This window comes from Bacillus sp. NTK071 (assembly GCF_017303315.1).
Taxonomy (GTDB): Bacteria; Bacillota; Bacilli; order Bacillales; family Guptibacillaceae; genus Guptibacillus.
In genome coordinates this window covers 224,293-242,133 of sequence record NZ_JAFKOI010000003.1, presented here as the reverse complement: position 1 = coordinate 242,133, position 17,841 = coordinate 224,293, and the positions used below count along the sequence as shown (strand labels likewise).

The 17,841-nt window shown below is 39.6% G+C and carries 16 protein-coding genes and 4 tRNA genes; all 20 read left to right on the top strand.

All coding sequences use genetic code 11. The features are described 5' to 3' along the window. The first annotated feature begins 160 nt into the window (after positions 1-160). Positions 161-1,261: a redox-regulated ATPase YchF gene (ychF, locus tag JI666_RS08895; RefSeq protein WP_206890901.1), complete on the top strand. Its 1,101-nt coding sequence runs from the start codon at positions 161-163 to the stop codon at positions 1,259-1,261. A gap of 366 nt (positions 1,262-1,627) precedes the next feature. Next, a complete protein-coding gene (gene rpsF / locus JI666_RS08890; protein WP_048311133.1) occupies positions 1,628-1,924 on the top strand; it encodes a 30S ribosomal protein S6 in 297 nt (98 codons plus the stop codon). 26 nt (positions 1,925-1,950) lie between these two features. Next, on the top strand, positions 1,951-2,463 hold the full coding sequence (locus tag JI666_RS08885) for a single-stranded DNA-binding protein (protein WP_048311134.1): 513 nt from the start codon (positions 1,951-1,953) through the stop codon (positions 2,461-2,463). A 63-nt stretch (positions 2,464-2,526) separates the two neighbouring features. Continuing rightward, a complete protein-coding gene (gene rpsR / locus JI666_RS08880; protein ID WP_048311135.1) occupies positions 2,527-2,763 on the top strand; it encodes a 30S ribosomal protein S18 in 237 nt (78 codons plus the stop codon). Between the two features lie 172 nt (positions 2,764-2,935). After that, positions 2,936-3,235, top strand: a complete 300-nt coding sequence (locus tag JI666_RS08875) for an HPr family phosphocarrier protein (RefSeq protein WP_206890899.1) — start codon at positions 2,936-2,938, stop codon at positions 3,233-3,235. Between the two features lie 213 nt (positions 3,236-3,448). Continuing rightward, entirely contained in the window at positions 3,449-4,375 is a 927-nt protein-coding gene (locus tag JI666_RS08870) for a YybS family protein (RefSeq protein WP_206890897.1), read from the top strand. A gap of 15 nt (positions 4,376-4,390) precedes the next feature. Beyond that, complete coding sequence (locus JI666_RS08865; protein WP_206890895.1) at positions 4,391-6,367, top strand: DHH family phosphoesterase; 1,977 nt, start codon at positions 4,391-4,393, stop codon at positions 6,365-6,367. After that, positions 6,364-6,807, top strand: a complete 444-nt coding sequence (gene rplI / locus JI666_RS08860) for a 50S ribosomal protein L9 (protein WP_206890893.1) — start codon at positions 6,364-6,366, stop codon at positions 6,805-6,807. Before JI666_RS08865 ends, rplI begins: the two co-directional genes overlap by 4 nt. 48 nt (positions 6,808-6,855) lie before the next feature. Continuing rightward, positions 6,856-8,217, top strand: a complete 1,362-nt coding sequence (dnaB, locus tag JI666_RS08855; protein ID WP_048311141.1) for a replicative DNA helicase — start codon at positions 6,856-6,858, stop codon at positions 8,215-8,217. A gap of 242 nt (positions 8,218-8,459) precedes the next feature. Next, complete coding sequence (locus tag JI666_RS08850) at positions 8,460-9,746, top strand: adenylosuccinate synthase (protein WP_206890891.1); 1,287 nt, start codon at positions 8,460-8,462, stop codon at positions 9,744-9,746. A gap of 125 nt (positions 9,747-9,871) precedes the next feature. Then, positions 9,872-10,309: a PilZ domain-containing protein gene (locus tag JI666_RS08845; RefSeq protein WP_206890888.1), complete on the top strand. Its 438-nt coding sequence runs from the start codon at positions 9,872-9,874 to the stop codon at positions 10,307-10,309. A 118-nt stretch (positions 10,310-10,427) separates the two neighbouring features. Beyond that, a tRNA-Lys gene (locus tag JI666_RS08840) sits at positions 10,428-10,503 on the top strand. Between the two features lie 172 nt (positions 10,504-10,675). Continuing rightward, positions 10,676-10,752 (top strand) — tRNA-Met (locus JI666_RS08835). A 200-nt stretch (positions 10,753-10,952) separates the two neighbouring features. After that, positions 10,953-11,028: transfer RNA gene (locus JI666_RS08830), tRNA-Asp, on the top strand. A gap of 4 nt (positions 11,029-11,032) precedes the next feature. Beyond that, positions 11,033-11,105: transfer RNA gene (locus tag JI666_RS08825), tRNA-Phe, on the top strand. A gap of 228 nt (positions 11,106-11,333) precedes the next feature. After that, the gene (locus JI666_RS08820; protein ID WP_206890881.1) at positions 11,334-12,734 is read left to right on the top strand and encodes a M23 family metallopeptidase; all 1,401 of its coding nucleotides are present in this window, start codon (positions 11,334-11,336) and stop codon (positions 12,732-12,734) included. Positions 12,735-13,056: 322 nt separating this feature from the next. Next, on the top strand, positions 13,057-13,764 hold the full coding sequence (vicR, locus tag JI666_RS08815) for a cell wall metabolism response regulator VicR (RefSeq protein ID WP_206890880.1): 708 nt from the start codon (positions 13,057-13,059) through the stop codon (positions 13,762-13,764). A gap of 7 nt (positions 13,765-13,771) precedes the next feature. Continuing rightward, the gene (gene walK / locus JI666_RS08810; protein ID WP_206890875.1) at positions 13,772-15,574 is read left to right on the top strand and encodes a cell wall metabolism sensor histidine kinase WalK; all 1,803 of its coding nucleotides are present in this window, start codon (positions 13,772-13,774) and stop codon (positions 15,572-15,574) included. After that, positions 15,571-16,944 (top strand): YycH family regulatory protein, encoded by a 1,374-nt coding sequence (locus tag JI666_RS08805; protein ID WP_206890873.1) that lies wholly within the window; start codon positions 15,571-15,573, stop codon positions 16,942-16,944. Before walK ends, JI666_RS08805 begins: the two co-directional genes overlap by 4 nt. After that, entirely contained in the window at positions 16,931-17,830 is a 900-nt protein-coding gene (locus JI666_RS08800; RefSeq protein WP_206890871.1) for a two-component system regulatory protein YycI, read from the top strand. The genes JI666_RS08805 and JI666_RS08800 overlap by 14 nt, the downstream gene beginning before the upstream one ends. Positions 17,831-17,841 lie beyond the last annotated feature (11 nt).

Here is a 17,841-nt window from a genome sequence, read left to right as displayed (position 1 = left end):
AAGGCAGACGCTTGTTTTTTTACGTTTGCATCTCTATAATTGGAAAAGGTATGTCCTTTGTTGAACATGATCATTTAGACAGTCTATAAATGGCTAATCCAAGCCATCTTCTATAAAAAATAACGCCTTTAGAGGCAGATACATTGAAGGAGTGACCGAGATGGCATTAACCACCGGTATTGTAGGGCTTCCTAATGTAGGGAAGTCAACTTTATTTAACGCAATTACACAAGCTGGAGCAGAATCAGCTAACTATCCATTCTGTACGATTGATCCTAACGTAGGAATTGTTGAAGTCCCTGATGAGCGTCTTCAGAAATTAACAGAACTTGTTAAGCCAAAGAAAACTATACCAACTGCATTTGAATTTACTGATATCGCGGGCATTGTAAAAGGAGCTAGTAAAGGTGAGGGGCTTGGTAATAAATTCCTTTCTCACATTCGTCAAGTAGACGCTATCTCTCAAGTTGTTCGTTGTTTTGATGATGAGAATATTACACACGTTTCTGGTAAAGTAGATCCAATTTCTGATATCGAAACGATTAACCTTGAGCTTGTTCTTGCCGATCTTGAATCAGTGGAAAAGCGTATTGCTCGCGTTCAAAAAATGGCGAAACAAAAAGATAAAGAAGCGTTAGCTGAGTTTAATGTACTCACAAAGCTTAAGGAAGCGTTCGAAGAAGAACAGCCAGCTCGAAGCGTAGAGCTAACTGAAGAAGAAGAGAGAATTGTTTACGGTTATCATTTGTTGACGAAGAAGCCTGTTCTTTATGTAGCAAACGTTGATGAAGATGATCTTCTCGATCCAACTGACAACGAATATGTTGCTAAAGTCCGGGAGTATGCTGCGAAAGAAGGCGCAGAGGTTATTGTTGTTTGTGCGAAGATTGAGTCTGAACTTGCTGAGCTTGATGGCGAAGAGAAAGATGCATTCCTTGAAGATATCGGTATTTCTGAACCTGGATTAAACAAATTGATTCGTGCTTCTTATGATCTTCTAGGTCTAGCTACTTATTTCACTGCAGGTGAGCAAGAAGTTCGCGCATGGACATTCCGTCTTGGTATGAAAGCTCCTCAAGCAGCAGGAATCATCCACACCGACTTTGAACGTGGTTTCATCCGTGCTGAAATTGTCGCTTATGATGACCTAGTTGAAGCTGGTACAATGGCTATTGCAAAGGAAAAAGGAAAAGTTCGTCTTGAAGGAAAAGAGTACATCGTAAAAGACGGAGACGTTATCCATTTCCGTTTTAACGTTTAAGATAGGTGCTTTTGTAATAGATTTTTGTTTTTGAACGGATTTTCTTAAAAAAGTCCACTTTTAGCTGATCGGAGCGGAAGGATGCTCGACTCCTGCGGGACTAGCGGGACAGGTGAGACCCCACAGGCACAATGTTCTTTTGCGCCGAGGAGGCTCAGCGCCCGCCCCGCGGAAAGCGAGCATCCTGGAGCGGAAATCAATCAGCCTACAGTATTGTTTTCTAAGAAAAAAGTCCAATTGAAACGTGGACTTGCTAATAAAGAATTAATTTGGTATAATCTAAAGCTGTGAGTAATTATCTTTGTATACTTACTCCTTGCTCTTAATTCCAGTTAAGAGCCGTTAGACCAAAAGGAGGTGAACGGAATGCGTAACTACGAAATTATGTACATTATCCGTCCAAACATTGAAGAGGATGCACAGAAAGCTCTTGTCGAGCGTTTCAACGGAATCCTTACTGACAATGGTGCGGAAATTAATGAAACTAAAGAAATGGGTAAGAAGCGTCTTGCTTATGAAATCGAGAATTTCAACAGCGGGATCTACATGCTTCTTAACATTAACAGTAACACTGAAGCGATTGATGAATTCAGCCGTTTGATGAAAATCAACGACGATGTTCTTCGTTTCATGACGATCAACCTAGAAGAAGCTAAAAAGTAATTGTTCTATAAATAGGAGGGGTTCTGATGCTGAATCGCGTCGTATTAGTTGGACGTTTAACAAAAGACCCTGAATTGCGTTATACCCCGAGTGGCGTAGCGGTAGCGAACTTTACACTTGCTGTAAATCGCCCGTTTACGAATCAGCAGGGAGACCGCGAAGCTGATTTCATCAACATTGTTGTATGGCGCAGACAGGCAGAAAATGCAGCCAATTTCTTGAAAAAAGGCAGCCTTGCTGGTGTAGATGGACGAGTTCAGACTCGCTCTTATGATAATAGCCAGGGACAGCGTGTGTTTGTGACAGAAGTGATGGCTGAAAGCGTCCAATTTCTCGAGCCTAAAGGTGCAAACCAGGGCGGTGGCGGAAGCAGCAACAGTAGCAACTACGGTGGCGGCAACCAAAACAGAGAAACCGGCGGTTACGGGAATCAGAACCAAAATCGTGATAACAACCGTGATCACTCCAATTTTGGAGATGACCCGTTTGCGAGCGATGGCAAGCCGATCGACATTTCAGATGATGACTTGCCGTTCTAATACTCTCTGTTTCGAGCGGTGAAAACAGAGAACGAATTTTAAATGCAAAGGAGGTAACTACCCATGGCAAGACCAGGTGGACGCAGAGGTCGTCGTAAAAAGGTTTGTTTCTTCACAGTAAACAAAATCACTTACATCGACTATAAAGATACAGATCTTCTTAAGCGTTTCGTATCTGAGCGTGGAAAAATTCTTCCACGTCGTGTAACAGGTACTAGCGCTAAATACCAACGTCAATTGACTCGTGCGGTTAAACGTGCTCGTCAAATGGCTTTACTACCATACGTACTTGGTGAGTAAGCTTTAAAAAGCAGCGGGATATATCCTGCTGCTTTTTTGTATACTTGTTTATCATAATTAGAGAAGGCTTTATTACCGTTTCACTATAGTATTTAAGAATAAGTGGTTTATGACCTCTTGAAGGTCGGGTATATGTTTCTTATAGGAAATCTGTAAGGAGGATGTCAGGATAATGAACAACATCGAAACTACATCAATTACGCTAACAGCTAAGCTTAATATGAATTCTCTCATCTCATTTGTGAAAGAAACTAAATCGTATAAGAGCAACGTAGCACTCTATCGAAACGGTCATAGTATTAATGGTAAGAATTTAACTAGCGTTATTACATTCAATCTTACAGTGAAAGAAAATGATTCTATTCTTATGATTACAGATGGTGAGGATGCGGAAACAGCATCTATTCAGTTAGCGGATTGGCTTAAAAAAGAAATGGACAGTGTTTCTGAGAAAACTTTATCTTTCATGTAAGTATAAGGCTGTTCGTTAAACAGCCTATTTTTAGTGTAAACTATTCTAACAAATGAAAAATTTGCTGAAACGGGCAGAAATTCTTACAATGTAGTAAGGGGATTTCGACCCGTTTTTAATTTCCTATAATATTAGTTTCTTAAGTATGAAACTTTTAGAAGTTCTCATATGGTTCTAACCGGCCACTTACGCTTTACAAAAAGGAGTAGACTATTGAAGAATCAAACTGTTAAGCAGTTAGTTGAAGGTGCTGCTCTTGCAGCTGTTTTTGGTGTGTTATTTCTTATTACGACTTATGTACCGCTTCTTGGTTCGCTAACGCTGTGGACGTTGCCTGTGCCGTTTATTTTAATGATGGTGCGAAATGGACCTAGTAGTACGTTTGTGATGTGGGGCGTTACGATTGTTCTTGGTTTTTTGATTGCGGGTATTCCATCTCTTATAGCTTCACTTATGTTTGGCCTTGGAGGTTTAACAGCGGGATATCTTTATTATCGTCATAAATCAGCACTAGCTGTATTGATTGGTAGTAGCGTAGCTTATGTGATCGGTCTTGTTCTTGTTTTTATCTCAAGTGTTTTACTGATCGGACAGAATCCAGCCGACCTTGCTGTAGAAATGCTTAATCAATCAATTCGTCAGGCTGAATCTTTATCTAATATACTTGGTCAAGATAGTGACCAGTTTGCCCAAATAATGCAGCAGGTTGAAGTGATTCGCTATCTTATTCCCACTGCTCTTGTTTTGCTGGGCGTTGCAATCGCCCTTATTTCTCAACTCATTTCTGTTCCGGTATTGAGGAGAGTAGGAGGCTTCAAGCCACCGGTATTTAAACCAATCCGAGAATGGGCATTTCCGAAGAGTTTTTTATGGTATTATTTAGTTGTTACCATTCTTATGATGGTTGGATTAGAAGAAGGATCTACTGCTTTTGTTGCAGCCATTAATGTCTATTCTATTTTAAATGCTCTGATTTTCGTTCAGGGCCTTGCTGTTATTTACTTTTTTAGTCATCAAAAAGGTTGGCCACTTGTTGTGCCAATTCTTTTAACTCTTCTTGGCTTCGCATTAACAACATTTGTTGTTATCATTGGGATTATTGATCTCGGTTTTGAATTGCGCAGAAGAATGAAATCATAGGTAGGAGCTGAAAATATGCCAAAGTTTTTAACGAAACGGTGGCATGGTTATCATGTGGTAGCCTTGTTCGTCATTTCCATCCTGTTTATCGGCATCATCACCTATTACAATTGGATACTTGGTATTGGGAGCGTATTGGTTATGACGCTTCTTGTTTATACAGCCGTTCGAGCTGAGTCTACCTTTCAGGACGCACTTCGAGATTATGTCTCAACCCTTTCTCATCGTGTTAAAAAAGTAGGCGACGAAGCCCTCATGGAAATGCCAATAGGGATTTTGCTATATGATGAGGAATATCACATCGAGTGGACTAACCCATTTTTACCAACTATGATTGAGAAAGAGCAGTTGATTGGGCATTCATTGAATGATATTTCCGAGAAAATTATTCCGTTTGTTAAATCAGAAGCAAACGAAGAAATACTAACGATTAATGATCGTAAGTACAGAACGTATTTTAAACAGGAAGAGCGACTTCTTTATTTCTTTGATGTGAGTGAAAAAGTAGAGATTCAACGTCTTTACAACGAGGAAAAAACGGTTGTTGGTATCATTTACCTTGATAATTATGAAGAGGTGACTCAAGGACTTGGTGACCAAGTGCGAAGTAATCTTAATAGCTCAGTAACGTCCATTTTAAATAATTGGGCTGATGAGCAGGGTGTTTTCTTGAAACGCAGTTCTTCCGAGAAATTCTTCGCCGTTCTAAATCAAAAAATTCTTCAAGAGCTAGAGAAAAATAAATTTTCAATTCTGGACGAAGTCCGTGAGGCGACTTCCAAAGAAAACATTTCAATTACGCTAAGTATCGGGATTGGGAGCGGGCATAGTACGCTCACTGAACTTGGCCAGCTTGCACAGTCTAGTCTAGATCTAGCACTTGGACGAGGTGGCGACCAGGTTGCAATTAAGCAAACAACCGGTAAGGTGAAGTTCTATGGCGGTAAAACAAATCCGATTGAAAAACGTACAAGAGTAAGAGCGCGAGTTATATCTCATGCTTTAAGGGAACTTGTACTCGATAGTGACCAAGTAATTATTATGGGGCACAAAAATCCTGATATGGATTCCATTGGTGCATCGATCGGTATATTAAAAGTAGCTCAGGCAAATGGCAAGGAAGGTTCTATTGTTTACGATCAGAATCAAAAAACGAGTGGTGTATCACGATTAATGGAGGAAATTGAGGGGAATGAGCAGCTGTGGGCTCGATTTATCGACCCTGAGGATGCGATTGAAAGTTGTACTCCTAATACTCTTCTAGTGGTTGTCGACACGCACAAGCCTTCACTTGTAATGGAGGAACGACTTCTCCAAAAGCTCGATCATGTTGTTGTAATTGATCATCATAGACGAGGAGAGGAATTTATTAAGGATCCAGTTCTTGTTTATATGGAACCTTATGCCTCCTCTACTGCAGAACTTGTCACTGAACTCTTTGAATATCAACCTAAACGGCTTAAAATGGACATCATGGAAGCGACAGCCTTATTGGCTGGTATAATTGTTGATACAAAAAGCTTCACGCTTAGGACAGGCTCAAGGACGTTTGACGCTGCCTCCTATTTAAGGGCGCACGGTGCAGACACCGTTCTTGTTCAGGAGTTCCTTCGTGAAGACATTGAGCAGTATATACGTCGAGCAAGAATAATCGAAAAAGCCCATATCTATCGCAACGGAATTGCTATTGCGCTAGGGGAGAAAGACCAAACCTATGATCAGGTTCTAATTGCACAAGCTGCGGACACATTGTTATCAATGAGCGGCGTTATTGCATCATTTGTTATTTCCAAGCGAACGGATGGTAAAATCAGCATCAGTGCAAGGTCACTTGGAGAAGTGAACGTTCAGATTATCATGGAAGGACTTAATGGTGGTGGGCATTTAACAAATGCTGCAACACAAATTGATTCTGGTTCCATAGAAGAAGCTGAAGATTTACTTAAAGAAACAATTGATGATTATTTAGAAGGGGGAGAAGAAGAATCATGAAAGTAATTTTCTTAGAAGATGTAAAAGGTAAAGGTAAAAAAGGTGAAGTGAAGAATGTAGCAGACGGCTATGCACGAAATCACCTGCTAAAGAATAATCTTGCTGTTGAAGCAAATAATGCAAATATGAAAACATTGAAAGCGAAACAAAAGAGCGATGACAAAAAAGCTCAGCAAGAGCTCGATGAAGCAAAGGCGCTTAAAGAAACCATTGAAAGTCTTGAAGTAGAACTTCAAACAAAATCTGGTGAAGGTGGTCGTCTTTTCGGCTCTATTACTAGCAAGAACATTGCTGAAGAGCTTAAGAAACAGGACATCAAAGTGGATAAGCGTAAAATTGAACTAGATGAACCAATCCGTTCCCTTGGTTACACAGATGTACCGATTAAATTGCACCATGATGTAACAGCAACAGTTAAAGTACATGTGGTAGAGCAATAATAGGTAATCACGGGTGGAAAATAGCGAAATACTCAGGGGGAAAACAACATGAGTGATCTATTTGCTGATCGTACGCCACCTCAGAATATTGAAGCTGAACAGGCAGTAATTGGTGCTGTTTTCTTAGAAATAGATGCCCTTACTACAGCGACGGAAGTTCTTCAGCCAGAAGACTTCTATCGTGCTGCCCATCAGAAGATTTTCTCAGTAATGATTGAACTCTCAGAGAAAGGCGAGCCTGTCGATCTGGTCACTGTGACATCAGAACTCCAGGATCGCAAACTTCTCGAGGAAATTGGCGGGGTGTCCTATCTAAGTGATCTAGCTAATTCAGTACCGACGGCTGCCAATGTCGAATATTATTCAAAAATCGTTGAAGAAAAATCAATATTAAGACGCTTAATACGTGCAGCAACCGATATTGCTTCTGACGGGTATGCGAAAGAGAATGAGATAGAGAACCTTCTTTCAGAAGCCGAGAAATCCATTATGGAGGTCTCTCAGCGGAAGAATACGGGGGCTTTTATCTCCATTAAAGATGTTCTTGTAACTGCCTACGATAATATTGAATTGCTACAAAACAGCACAGAAGATATTACAGGTATCCCTACAGGATTCTCTGAACTTGATCGTATGACAGCGGGCTTTCAGCGAAATGATTTGATCATCGTAGCAGCACGACCTTCTGTAGGTAAGACGGCTTTTGCCCTTAACATTGCTCAAAACGTCGCTACGAAGACGGATGAGAACGTTGCGATCTTTAGTCTTGAGATGGGTGCTGAGCAGCTTGTTATGCGTATGCTTTGTGCAGAAGGGAACATTGATGCTCAGCGTCTACGTACAGGTGGATTAACAGGAGATGACTGGCAGAAGTTAACGATGGCTATGGGGAGTCTCTCGAATGCAGGTATTTATATTGATGATACGCCTGGTATTCGAGTGGGCGACATCCGAGCTAAATGTCGACGGTTGAAGCAGGAAAAAGGTCTTGGCATGATTCTTATTGACTATATGCAGCTTATTCGAGGAAATGGATCTGGTGAGAACAGACAACAGGAAGTTTCTGAGATATCGAGATCTTTAAAAGGGATTGCACGTGAGCTTGAAGTACCTTTAATCTCACTTTCACAGCTCTCACGTGGTGTTGAGTCAAGACAGGATAAACGTCCGATGATGTCTGACATACGTGAATCTGGAAGTATCGAGCAAGATGCCGATATTGTGGCATTCTTATACCGAGATGATTATTATGATAAAGAATCAGAGAATAAAAACATCATTGAAATTATCATTGCGAAGCAGCGTAATGGTCCAGTAGGCACAGTCGAGCTTGCCTTCGTTAAGGAATATAATAAGTTTGTTAATTTGGAGAGACGTCATGACGAAAGTGATATGCCTCCAGGTGCGTAATAAAAGCCTCAGTTTGAGGCTTTTTTTATTGAGCATAATGAAGAAGAGACCCTTTTAAAAAGAATTCAATATACTATTTTTATTAAACGACCCCCAAAATAACGAACATATTTATATTTTTATATATTATTGTTCGGGTTTGTTGACTTAGGGGGTTCAAATTGGTACACTTACTCTGGGTTTTTTAAAAAACAAGCATGCTTCACCGAATTAATTCGAAGGAAGCATCTGGAGGTGCTCAAATGCCATCAGTAGTTGTGGTAGGTACACAGTGGGGCGATGAAGGTAAGGGTAAGATTACTGATTACCTTTCTGAAAATGCAGAAGTTGTGGCTCGTTACCAAGGTGGAAACAATGCCGGACATACAATTGTCTTTAATGACACTAAATACAAACTTCACTTGATTCCATCTGGAATTTTCTATGATGATAAAATTTGTGTAATTGGAAATGGAATGGTCGTTGATCCAAAAGCTGTTCTTGAAGAATTGGCTTATTTGCATGAACGAAATGTAAGTACAGATAACTTGAGAATTAGCAATCGTGCTCACGTTATTCTTCCTTATCACTTAAAGCTTGATATTGTTGAAGAAGAGTACAAAGGCGCTAACAAAATCGGAACAACTAAAAAAGGAATCGGACCTGCTTATATGGATAAAGCAGCAAGAGTAGGGATCCGTATTTGTGATTTACTTGATCGAGAAGTATTTGAAGAAAAGCTTGAGCGTAATCTTGCTGATAAAAACCGTCTTCTAGAGAAAATGTATGAAGTAGAAGGTTTCAAGAAAGAAGATATTCTTGAGGAATATTTCGAGTACGGCCAACAGATTGCAAAGTATGTTGTTGATACCTCTGTCGTCCTAAATGACGCAATTGATGAAGGGCGTCGCGTACTTTTTGAAGGGGCACAAGGTGTAATGCTTGATATTGATCAGGGAACTTATCCTTATGTTACTTCTTCTAATCCTATCGCAGGTGGCGTTACAATTGGATCTGGTGTAGGCCCAAGTAAAATCAATCACGTAGTAGGCGTTTCTAAGGCTTATACGACACGTGTTGGTGATGGTCCATTTCCTACAGAGCTTCACGATGAAGTTGGAGATCAAATTCGTGAAGTTGGTAACGAATATGGAACAACAACTGGACGTCCACGTCGCGTAGGCTGGTTTGACAGTGTAGTTGTACGTCATGCTCGTCGCGTGAGCGGGATTACTGATCTTTCCCTGAATTCAATTGACGTTCTAACAGGCATTGAAACTCTTAAGATTTGTACTGCGTACAAATACAAAGGTGAAATCATTGAGGAGTTCCCAGCAAGTCTGAAAGTTCTCGCAGAATGTGAGCCTGTTTACGAAGAAATGCCAGGTTGGAAAGAAGATATTACTGGAGTTAAAAATCTAGGAGATCTTCCTCCAAACGCTCGTCATTACATTGAGCGTGTTTCACAGCTTTCTGGAATTCCATTGTCTATTTTCTCAGTTGGACCAGACCGCAATCAAACAAATATGATTCGTGGCGTATTTGCTTAATACAAGCCGGCAGGTTATTACTGCCGGCTTTTTTTATTGAATTGATATTGGAAAATTCTGCAGAAACGTGTGGATTGTGGTAAACTTGGACTATCAAAATTGTTATGGTTTGATGAGGTGTTTGTATGAGTCGGAATAAAAGGCAGGTCTTTCGCCAACAGCTCGATGTGCCACTTGCTGCAAGGATGAGAGTCGTAGAAAAATCGTCATCAGCTGAATTGGAATTCAATCACAAAATTTATATTCATGATATTGGACTAGAAGGCCTTGGTTTTTCTGTTGACCTGGAAGTACCGATGCATACAGATATGGAGTTTGCGATAAAACTGAACGATGAGCCTTTTCACATTAAGGGTGAAGTTGTTTGGGGGAAACCAAACGATCCCAATGATCCTAATACGAGAGCAAGCCATTTCTTTGGCGTGAAATTCTATCTCAAAACCGATAAAGAATCTTCTCTTATTTTTCAAGAAGTGAATCGCTTTGCAATTAAGCGTCATAGGCGTAAACAAGAAATTCGAGAGATGATGAAAGAGCGGCTAAAAAAACAGGCAGAGGGGTAAATTAACATCAGCAACGTTTATCTCTCACTTGTTTTTTTATTTTATTTTAAAGAAACCTTGCTTTTTCTGAAAACCAGTGATAAGATAAATCTTGTCGTCGTTACAAGACATATATGACGAGCCATTAGCTCAGTTGGTAGAGCATCTGACTTTTAATCAGAGGGTCGAAGGTTCGAGTCCTTCATGGCTCACCATTTTCTTATTTAGAAGATGAATTCATATCGTCGCGGGGTGGAGCAACGAGCGTTACATCATTGAAATAACATCGAGTTGTTTCGACGGATACGCAACGGAGCATAACCTTGTAGAGAAAGAAACAGTACGCTGCATAAAGAAGCAGGCATAGCATCAATTCATTCATATCGTCGCGGGGTGGAGCAGTTCGGTAGCTCGTTGGGCTCATAACCCAAAGGTCGCAGGTTCAAATCCTGCCCCCGCAACCAATTACAAATTCTTACTACGTCGAATTTACTTCTTCGTTAGAATTTAATGGTAGTCCTAATGAGGGCAACCAAAAATTTACCTACGTCGATTAATCTTCCTTGTTAAATTTTTATTGTAGTCCCTTTAGGGGCAACCTAAACTCATAACTTGGTATTATTTCTCACAAACGTAAGTGCACAGTTTTCAAACATTACATACTGGTCTCGTGGTGTAGCGGTTAACATGCCTGCCTGTCACGCAGGAGATCGCGGGTTCGATTCCCGTCGAGACCGCCATATTGGCTCTGTAGCTCAGTCGGTAGAGCAGTGGACTGAAAATCCACGTGTCGGCGGTTCGATTCCGTCCGGAGCCACTTACGATAAAGCATATTTCCTTCGGGAAGTATGCTTTTTTTGTTGTGCGAGTATATGAATGGATGAATAACATTCCAATTTATTACCATGGTCTGCCATGATCGTGACAAAAAGACTACATTCTTATTACAAGTTGAGCATTTGTACTCATGTGACTTCCGTTCTATGGTAGAGTGCAAAAAGTGAGTTTTTTAAAAGTAAGTTTTAGTACTTCAGGAGGAAACAGTATGCAAAGATTAACAGTCCGTCGTTTCTTTCAGCTATCAATTATCTTAACAAGCGTTAGCACGCTTTTATGGATAGAACCTGTTGGGGCTTCAGTGCACAATTTAATGAAGCCTGTTTATCACGTTTATATAGATGGCGAAGATGTTGGTATAGTCGATCAGGAAGAAACGTTAAATGAAAACATAGATAAATTAAAGAAAGATCAAAACGTTAAAGGAATAGCGCTAACCGTTGAAAATGATGTAGAAGTCGTAGAAACCACCCAATTTCAATCCTCCTATGATAATGAGGAAGCTCTTGATCGTTTAGAAGAAGAATTAACGTTCATTGCTGAAGGATTTGAGCTATCATTTGACGATGAGAAAGTTGGCGTGTTTGCTAGCGAGAAACAAGCGAAAGATACTTTATGGAATTATGCAAAGGCATTTCTATCGGATGAAAAAGTTACAGAAATCGAAAGAACAACTAAAAATTTATTAGCAACCGGTGAAGAGCGTCATCCCACTGATTTACTAGAATTTGAGGAAAACTTAAGTATAGATAAGGTTGATATAAATCCTGAGGATATTATTACAATGGATAATGGTGTCTCTCGCCTTGTAAATGGCTTCGAAGAAGAAGTTGAACACGAGGTAGAATCGGACGAGTCTTTGAAAGATCTCGCTCATAAGTACGATATGGAAGAGGAAGATCTATTGAAAAGAAATGATCTTTCGAACAAAGAAGACGTAACACCAGGTGATCAACTTCAAGTTTTGAAAGAGCAAGACTTCGTAACGGTAACGGAAACGATCGAATCAGAAGTCGATGAAGAGATCGATTATGATACGAAAACCAAGAAAAGCGATTCACTTGAAAAAGGGAAGAAAAAAGTAACACAGCAAGGAAAAGTGGGAACGAAGACTGTTACTTATGAAATGAAACGTGAGAATGGACAAGTTGTTGAGAAGGACCTTATTGAGGAAGAAGTAAAGAACGAACCTATTACTGAAGTGGTATTGGTTGGTACGAAGGAAGTTTCTTCGAAGGGTTCGGGATCTTTTGGATGGCCGGCCGTTGGAGGTACGATTACAAGTAAGCAGGGTGAGCGCTGGGGCTCTTTCCATAAAGGGATTGATATTGCAGGAGTTTCTAACAAAACGATCCGTACAGTAGACAATGGAACGGTCACAGCTGCAGGTACGAGAAGTGGATATGGTAACCAGATTACGGTAAGCCATAATAATGGGCTTAAAACGACGTATTCTCATCTTTCCTCCATGTCTGTTTCGGTTGGGGATACAGTCCAAAAGGGAGATAAAATCGGAGTAATGGGTACAACAGGTAATTCAACTGGTATTCACCTTCACTTCGAAGTATATAAAAACGGTGAACTACAGAATCCAATGAAATTCCTATAGCACATAACCTTCAGTTCACACTGAAGGTTTTCTTTTATATGTATGGAGGAGTGGTTAATTTCCGCTCCAATCAACTATAAAGTGGGGTTCTCTTTTATAAAAATCTCTTAAAAGCAACAAACTTTGCTGATTGAAGCTGAAATCAACTACTGTACTTATTGAGACAATCTCAACCAAAAAAGTTTTTGCTTTATAAGTTAAGGGAACGACTGTAGGGAAGATCGTAAATAAAACCTACATAATATGATAAAATAGACTAAAAGATGCATGATTAATTTCAACGTTTAACTGATATTGTCATATCAAAGAAGGAGCGTTCAAAATGGACAAGAAAATTCTTGTTGTAGATGATGAAAAACCAATTGCGGATATTCTGCAATTTAACCTTGAGAAGGAAGGCTTTACGGTTGTTTGTGCTTACGATGGCGATGAAGCGATTGCGAAGGTGGAGGAAGAGAATCCTGATATGATTCTTCTTGATATTATGCTACCTCAGCGGGATGGTATGGAGGTTTGTAGAGAAGTCCGCAAGAAATATGAGATGCCAATTATTATGCTAACGGCCAAGGATTCGGAGATTGACAAAGTACTTGGGCTTGAGCTTGGGGCAGATGACTATGTAACTAAACCGTTTAGCACGCGCGAACTTATTGCACGTGTTAAAGCAAATTTAAGACGTCGCCAACAAGAGCCTGAGAAGGAATCTTCAACAAATTCATTAATTAAAGTAGGGGCACTAACGATTCATCCTGATGCATATCTCGTAACGAAACGAGAGGAATCGATTGAGCTTACTCATAGAGAGTTTGAATTGCTCCATTACTTATCAAAGCATATAGGTCAAGTTATGACACGAGAACACCTTCTTCAAACGGTATGGGGCTATGATTACTTTGGTGACGTGAGAACGGTAGATGTGACGGTTCGTAGACTGCGCGAAAAGGTTGAGGACAATCCGAGCCATCCGACGTGGATTATTACAAGACGTGGTGTAGGGTATTACATGCGTGAACCGGAACAGGAGCAATAAAACTTAAATGGGTAAGGTTGGTTTTTTCAAGTCCATTCATTTTAAATTTGCCATAATATACGTATTGCTCATCCTTATTGCTATTCAGTTTATCTCTGTTTACTTTAATGAGAAGCTAGAAGAACAGTTTCAGACTAATTATATCTCATCAGTAATGGATCGAGCTGAGCTACTTGCTGATAGTGCCTCTGGTCAAGTGAATAGTAAAAGTGATGAAGAAGAAAATACAATCAATGATTTAATTGAGAATTTTAGACAAGATGAAATTCGTCAAATTCATGTCGTTAATTCTTTGGGACAAATTGTTGGAACTCTTAATGATGAAGGCGTTGAGGGGTCACGTTCTACAAATACTTTTGTTAATAGTGCTCTTAACGGAGTATCAGAAAATAATATTTTCATTGATAAAGACGGAGATCGCTTTTTTGCCTATAGTCTCCCAATTAAAGGGGAAACAAATTCGATTGTAGGTGCTGTATACATTCAAGCCGACATGAAGCAGGTATTCGAACAGGCTGATCAAGTGAACAATCTTTTAGCGCAATCTGCTCTTATTGCACTAGTACTAACTGGTTTGCTTGGTATAATCATTTCTCGTACGATTACACGTCCAATATCAGATATGAGGAAACAGGCGCTTGTTATGGCGCGTGGAGACTTCACACGTAAAGTTAAAGTATACGGTGAGGATGAAATAGGTCAGCTCGCCCTTGCTTTTAATGATTTGACGAGAAGGCTACAGGAAGCTAATTCTATTACAGAAGGTGAGCGCCGGAAGCTAACTTCTGTACTTGCTTATATGACCGATGGTGTTATAGCAACGGATCGAGAAGGTATGATTATACTAATGAACGATCGTGCTGAAGAAATGATGAGCGTTTCACGTGAAACGGTTCTCGGTACTTCTTTAAATCAAATTCTACAGTTTTCAGAAGATAAGACGTGGGATGATGTTTATAATGGACCTGACTCTATGATTCTAGATTTAAGCAATGACCATCAAACATTTATTATGCGTGTTAACTTTTCGATCATTCATAAAGAGGACGGGCCTATTAATGGTTTAATAGCTGTGCTACATGATATTACTGAGCAGGAGCAGCTTGAACAAGAGCGTCGTGAATTCGTTGTGAATGTATCGCATGAGCTACGTACACCTCTTACGACGATGAGAAGCTATCTTGAGGCTCTTCAAGAGGGAGCACTACAAGACGCTGAGATTGCTCCTCGTTTTCTTGGTGTTGCCCAAAATGAGACGGAGCGAATGATTCGATTGGTGAATGACTTACTTCAGCTATCGAAAATGGACAAGAAAGAATATCGATTACAGTTTACTGAGGTTGATTTTGTAGAGATGTTTGATCACATCCTTGACCGTTTTGAAATGTCTAAACGCGAAAACATTGAAATCGTTAGACAGCTACCGCGTGTTGCGATCTATACAAAAGTAGATCAAGACAAGATGACACAGGTGCTTGATAACATTATTTCTAATGCAATAAAGTATTCTCCAGAAGGTGGAACAATCACGGCCCGATGTTGGACGATCGGGAAGAAGATTAGGATTAGCATTAGTGATCAGGGTGTGGGAATTCCTAAAAACAACCTTTCAAAAATATTTGACCGATTCTATCGCGTGGATAAAGCCCGTTCGAGAGAGCTCGGAGGTACGGGGCTAGGCCTAGCCATCGCTAAAGAGATGATTCACGCTCACCACGGTGATATATGGGCAGAGAGTAAATGGGGACAAGGTACGACGATCTACTTTACGCTCCCTTATAAACGCATAAGGGAGGTCGGGGACAAATGAGAATTACAAAGAAGCGTATAGAGAATTTTAAAGCTGTTTTGTTAAATATTCTGGTGGTTACGAGTTTGTTCCTAACATGGCAAATTTGGACCTTTGAACCAGACTATCAGAAAGAAACCGATCCAAAAGAAGCAAGTCCTGTAGGTGTGGAAGACGTTGACATTAATCAAGTCGTTAAGCCGAACCAAATCGTTTATCATAAGAACAATCAACATTTTACTTCTTTCAATTCGGATACGATTACCCCGTTCTACACAACTTTTATTTCTGGAACGAAGATCAAATCCTTAACGATGGAAAACAATCTTGAGAGTGTACGTGAAATGGATAATAATGTTGAGCTTATATTTCCAACTCTATTATCGAATAATGTCTTGAAGAAGCTAATTAGTGTTCCAAAAGATGATATTCCACTTGAAAAGTTTGATCGGATTATTATCCCTTCAGTCGCTACAGGGAAAAACAATGAGATTATATTCTTGAATACGTCAAACGAGCTAGGTATGCGTGCAGCAGTTGAAGTATCTAATGGATTAGAGAAGTGGTACGAAGAAAACTTTTCTTTTTCTGATATAAAGAATGCGTCAACTGAAGAGCAAGTCATAAGAGCAAAGGCTTTTCAAGTTAAAGATGGTTTGCCTATTTTCTACATCCCTATTCAGAAACCAGTGATACAGACCTATGAGGTAAGCACAGACGAACTAGCGAATGAACAGAATTTTAAAGAAGCTTTCTTTCCAGAGCAAGATCGTGTTGAAAAAAGCTCGTTTAATATTAAAACCGTTCATACAGATGGAAGTCGTACTTTAACATTTTTAGAAAACAAGTACATGACGTTCGAAAATCCACCGTCTACGACAAATGTCGATAACGAAGCGCCGATTTTAAATGCTTATGGATTTATTAATAAGCACTTCGGTTTTCGTATTAATGATTTTAGTGAAGAGAATTATTTACTCAGTGAATGGACTTCCTCTAAAACTAAAACAGATCAAATGACGTTTCGCTTAAATACAGAAGGGTACCCTGTTTTCAGTTCTTCTTCAGAAGACTTGGATGAAATTAATGTGATTGTTAAGAACAATGAAGTAAGTACGTATAAGCGAATGCTAAAGAATATTCAATACACAAATCCAATAGATGAGCGTGCGTTACCAGGTTATGATGAGGTGCTATCTCTCTTGAGTGAGGGGAGTTTCAAGCAAAGTGAAATGACAAACATCACAATTGGTTTTACAATTGATCGTTCTCTAAATCAATCCCAAAAATTCACTCTCGTTCCACAATGGTACATTAAGTTAAACCAAACGTGGACCCCTATTCAATCACTAAGCAATGAACAAGGAGGGGTAGCATTTGGACTGGAATAGAACAAAAACGATACTAATTCTAACCTTCCTTGTGTTTAATATTTTTCTTGCAGGTGACTTATATAAAAAGAAAACGGAAATGAGTAGTCTTGAGTATCAGAACCAGATTACTCTCGAAGATCAGCTCAAAGACTTAAATGTAACGTATGATAATGATCCTTCTCTTCAGGCTAAGAAAATGGCTTTTATTAGTGGAAATGTTCATCCCTTTACAGAAAAAGAAGAGAAAACACTCGAAGAAAATACAAGTCAAGATATTACGCTAAATGGTCGAAAGCTCATATCGACACTTAAAAAACCATATCCCATTAGTGATCCTGATGCAGCTTCAGCATATTCCTTTTTCTTAGAAACGTATGTTTATGAAGGCGGAAAGTATCAGTACTTTAGGAGAGATTCCAACAATCCTAATATTGTTTACTTTGTTGAAACATATGAAGATAAACCTCTCTACAGTCAAGATTCTGGAATGGTTATCGTGACGTTAGAAGATGATAAAGTCGTTTCTTACACTCAGACGTATTTAAATCTGAAAAAAATCGTGAAAGAACGTAAGATTGATCCAATTTCTGAAACGATTGGTTTATTAGTTAGCCAACAAGATATTGGAGCTTATGATGAGGTCAAAGATGTATCAATTGGCTACTATACAGTGACAAGTGAAGATGAGCGGGATACGTTCGTGTTTGTTCCAACTTGGCGAGTGGTAGTGGAAAATAAAAAGAATGATAAACCTGAGCGGTATTATTATGTTAATGCAATTGAAAAAACTGTATTTAGTGACTCGGAAGAAAATGCTGACAGTGATAAGGGTAAAGAGGAAGAAATTGATCGTAAAAAAGTTGAAACGGAACCTTCAACACCTCAATCTTCCACAGGAGATTAGTAGGAGAGGAA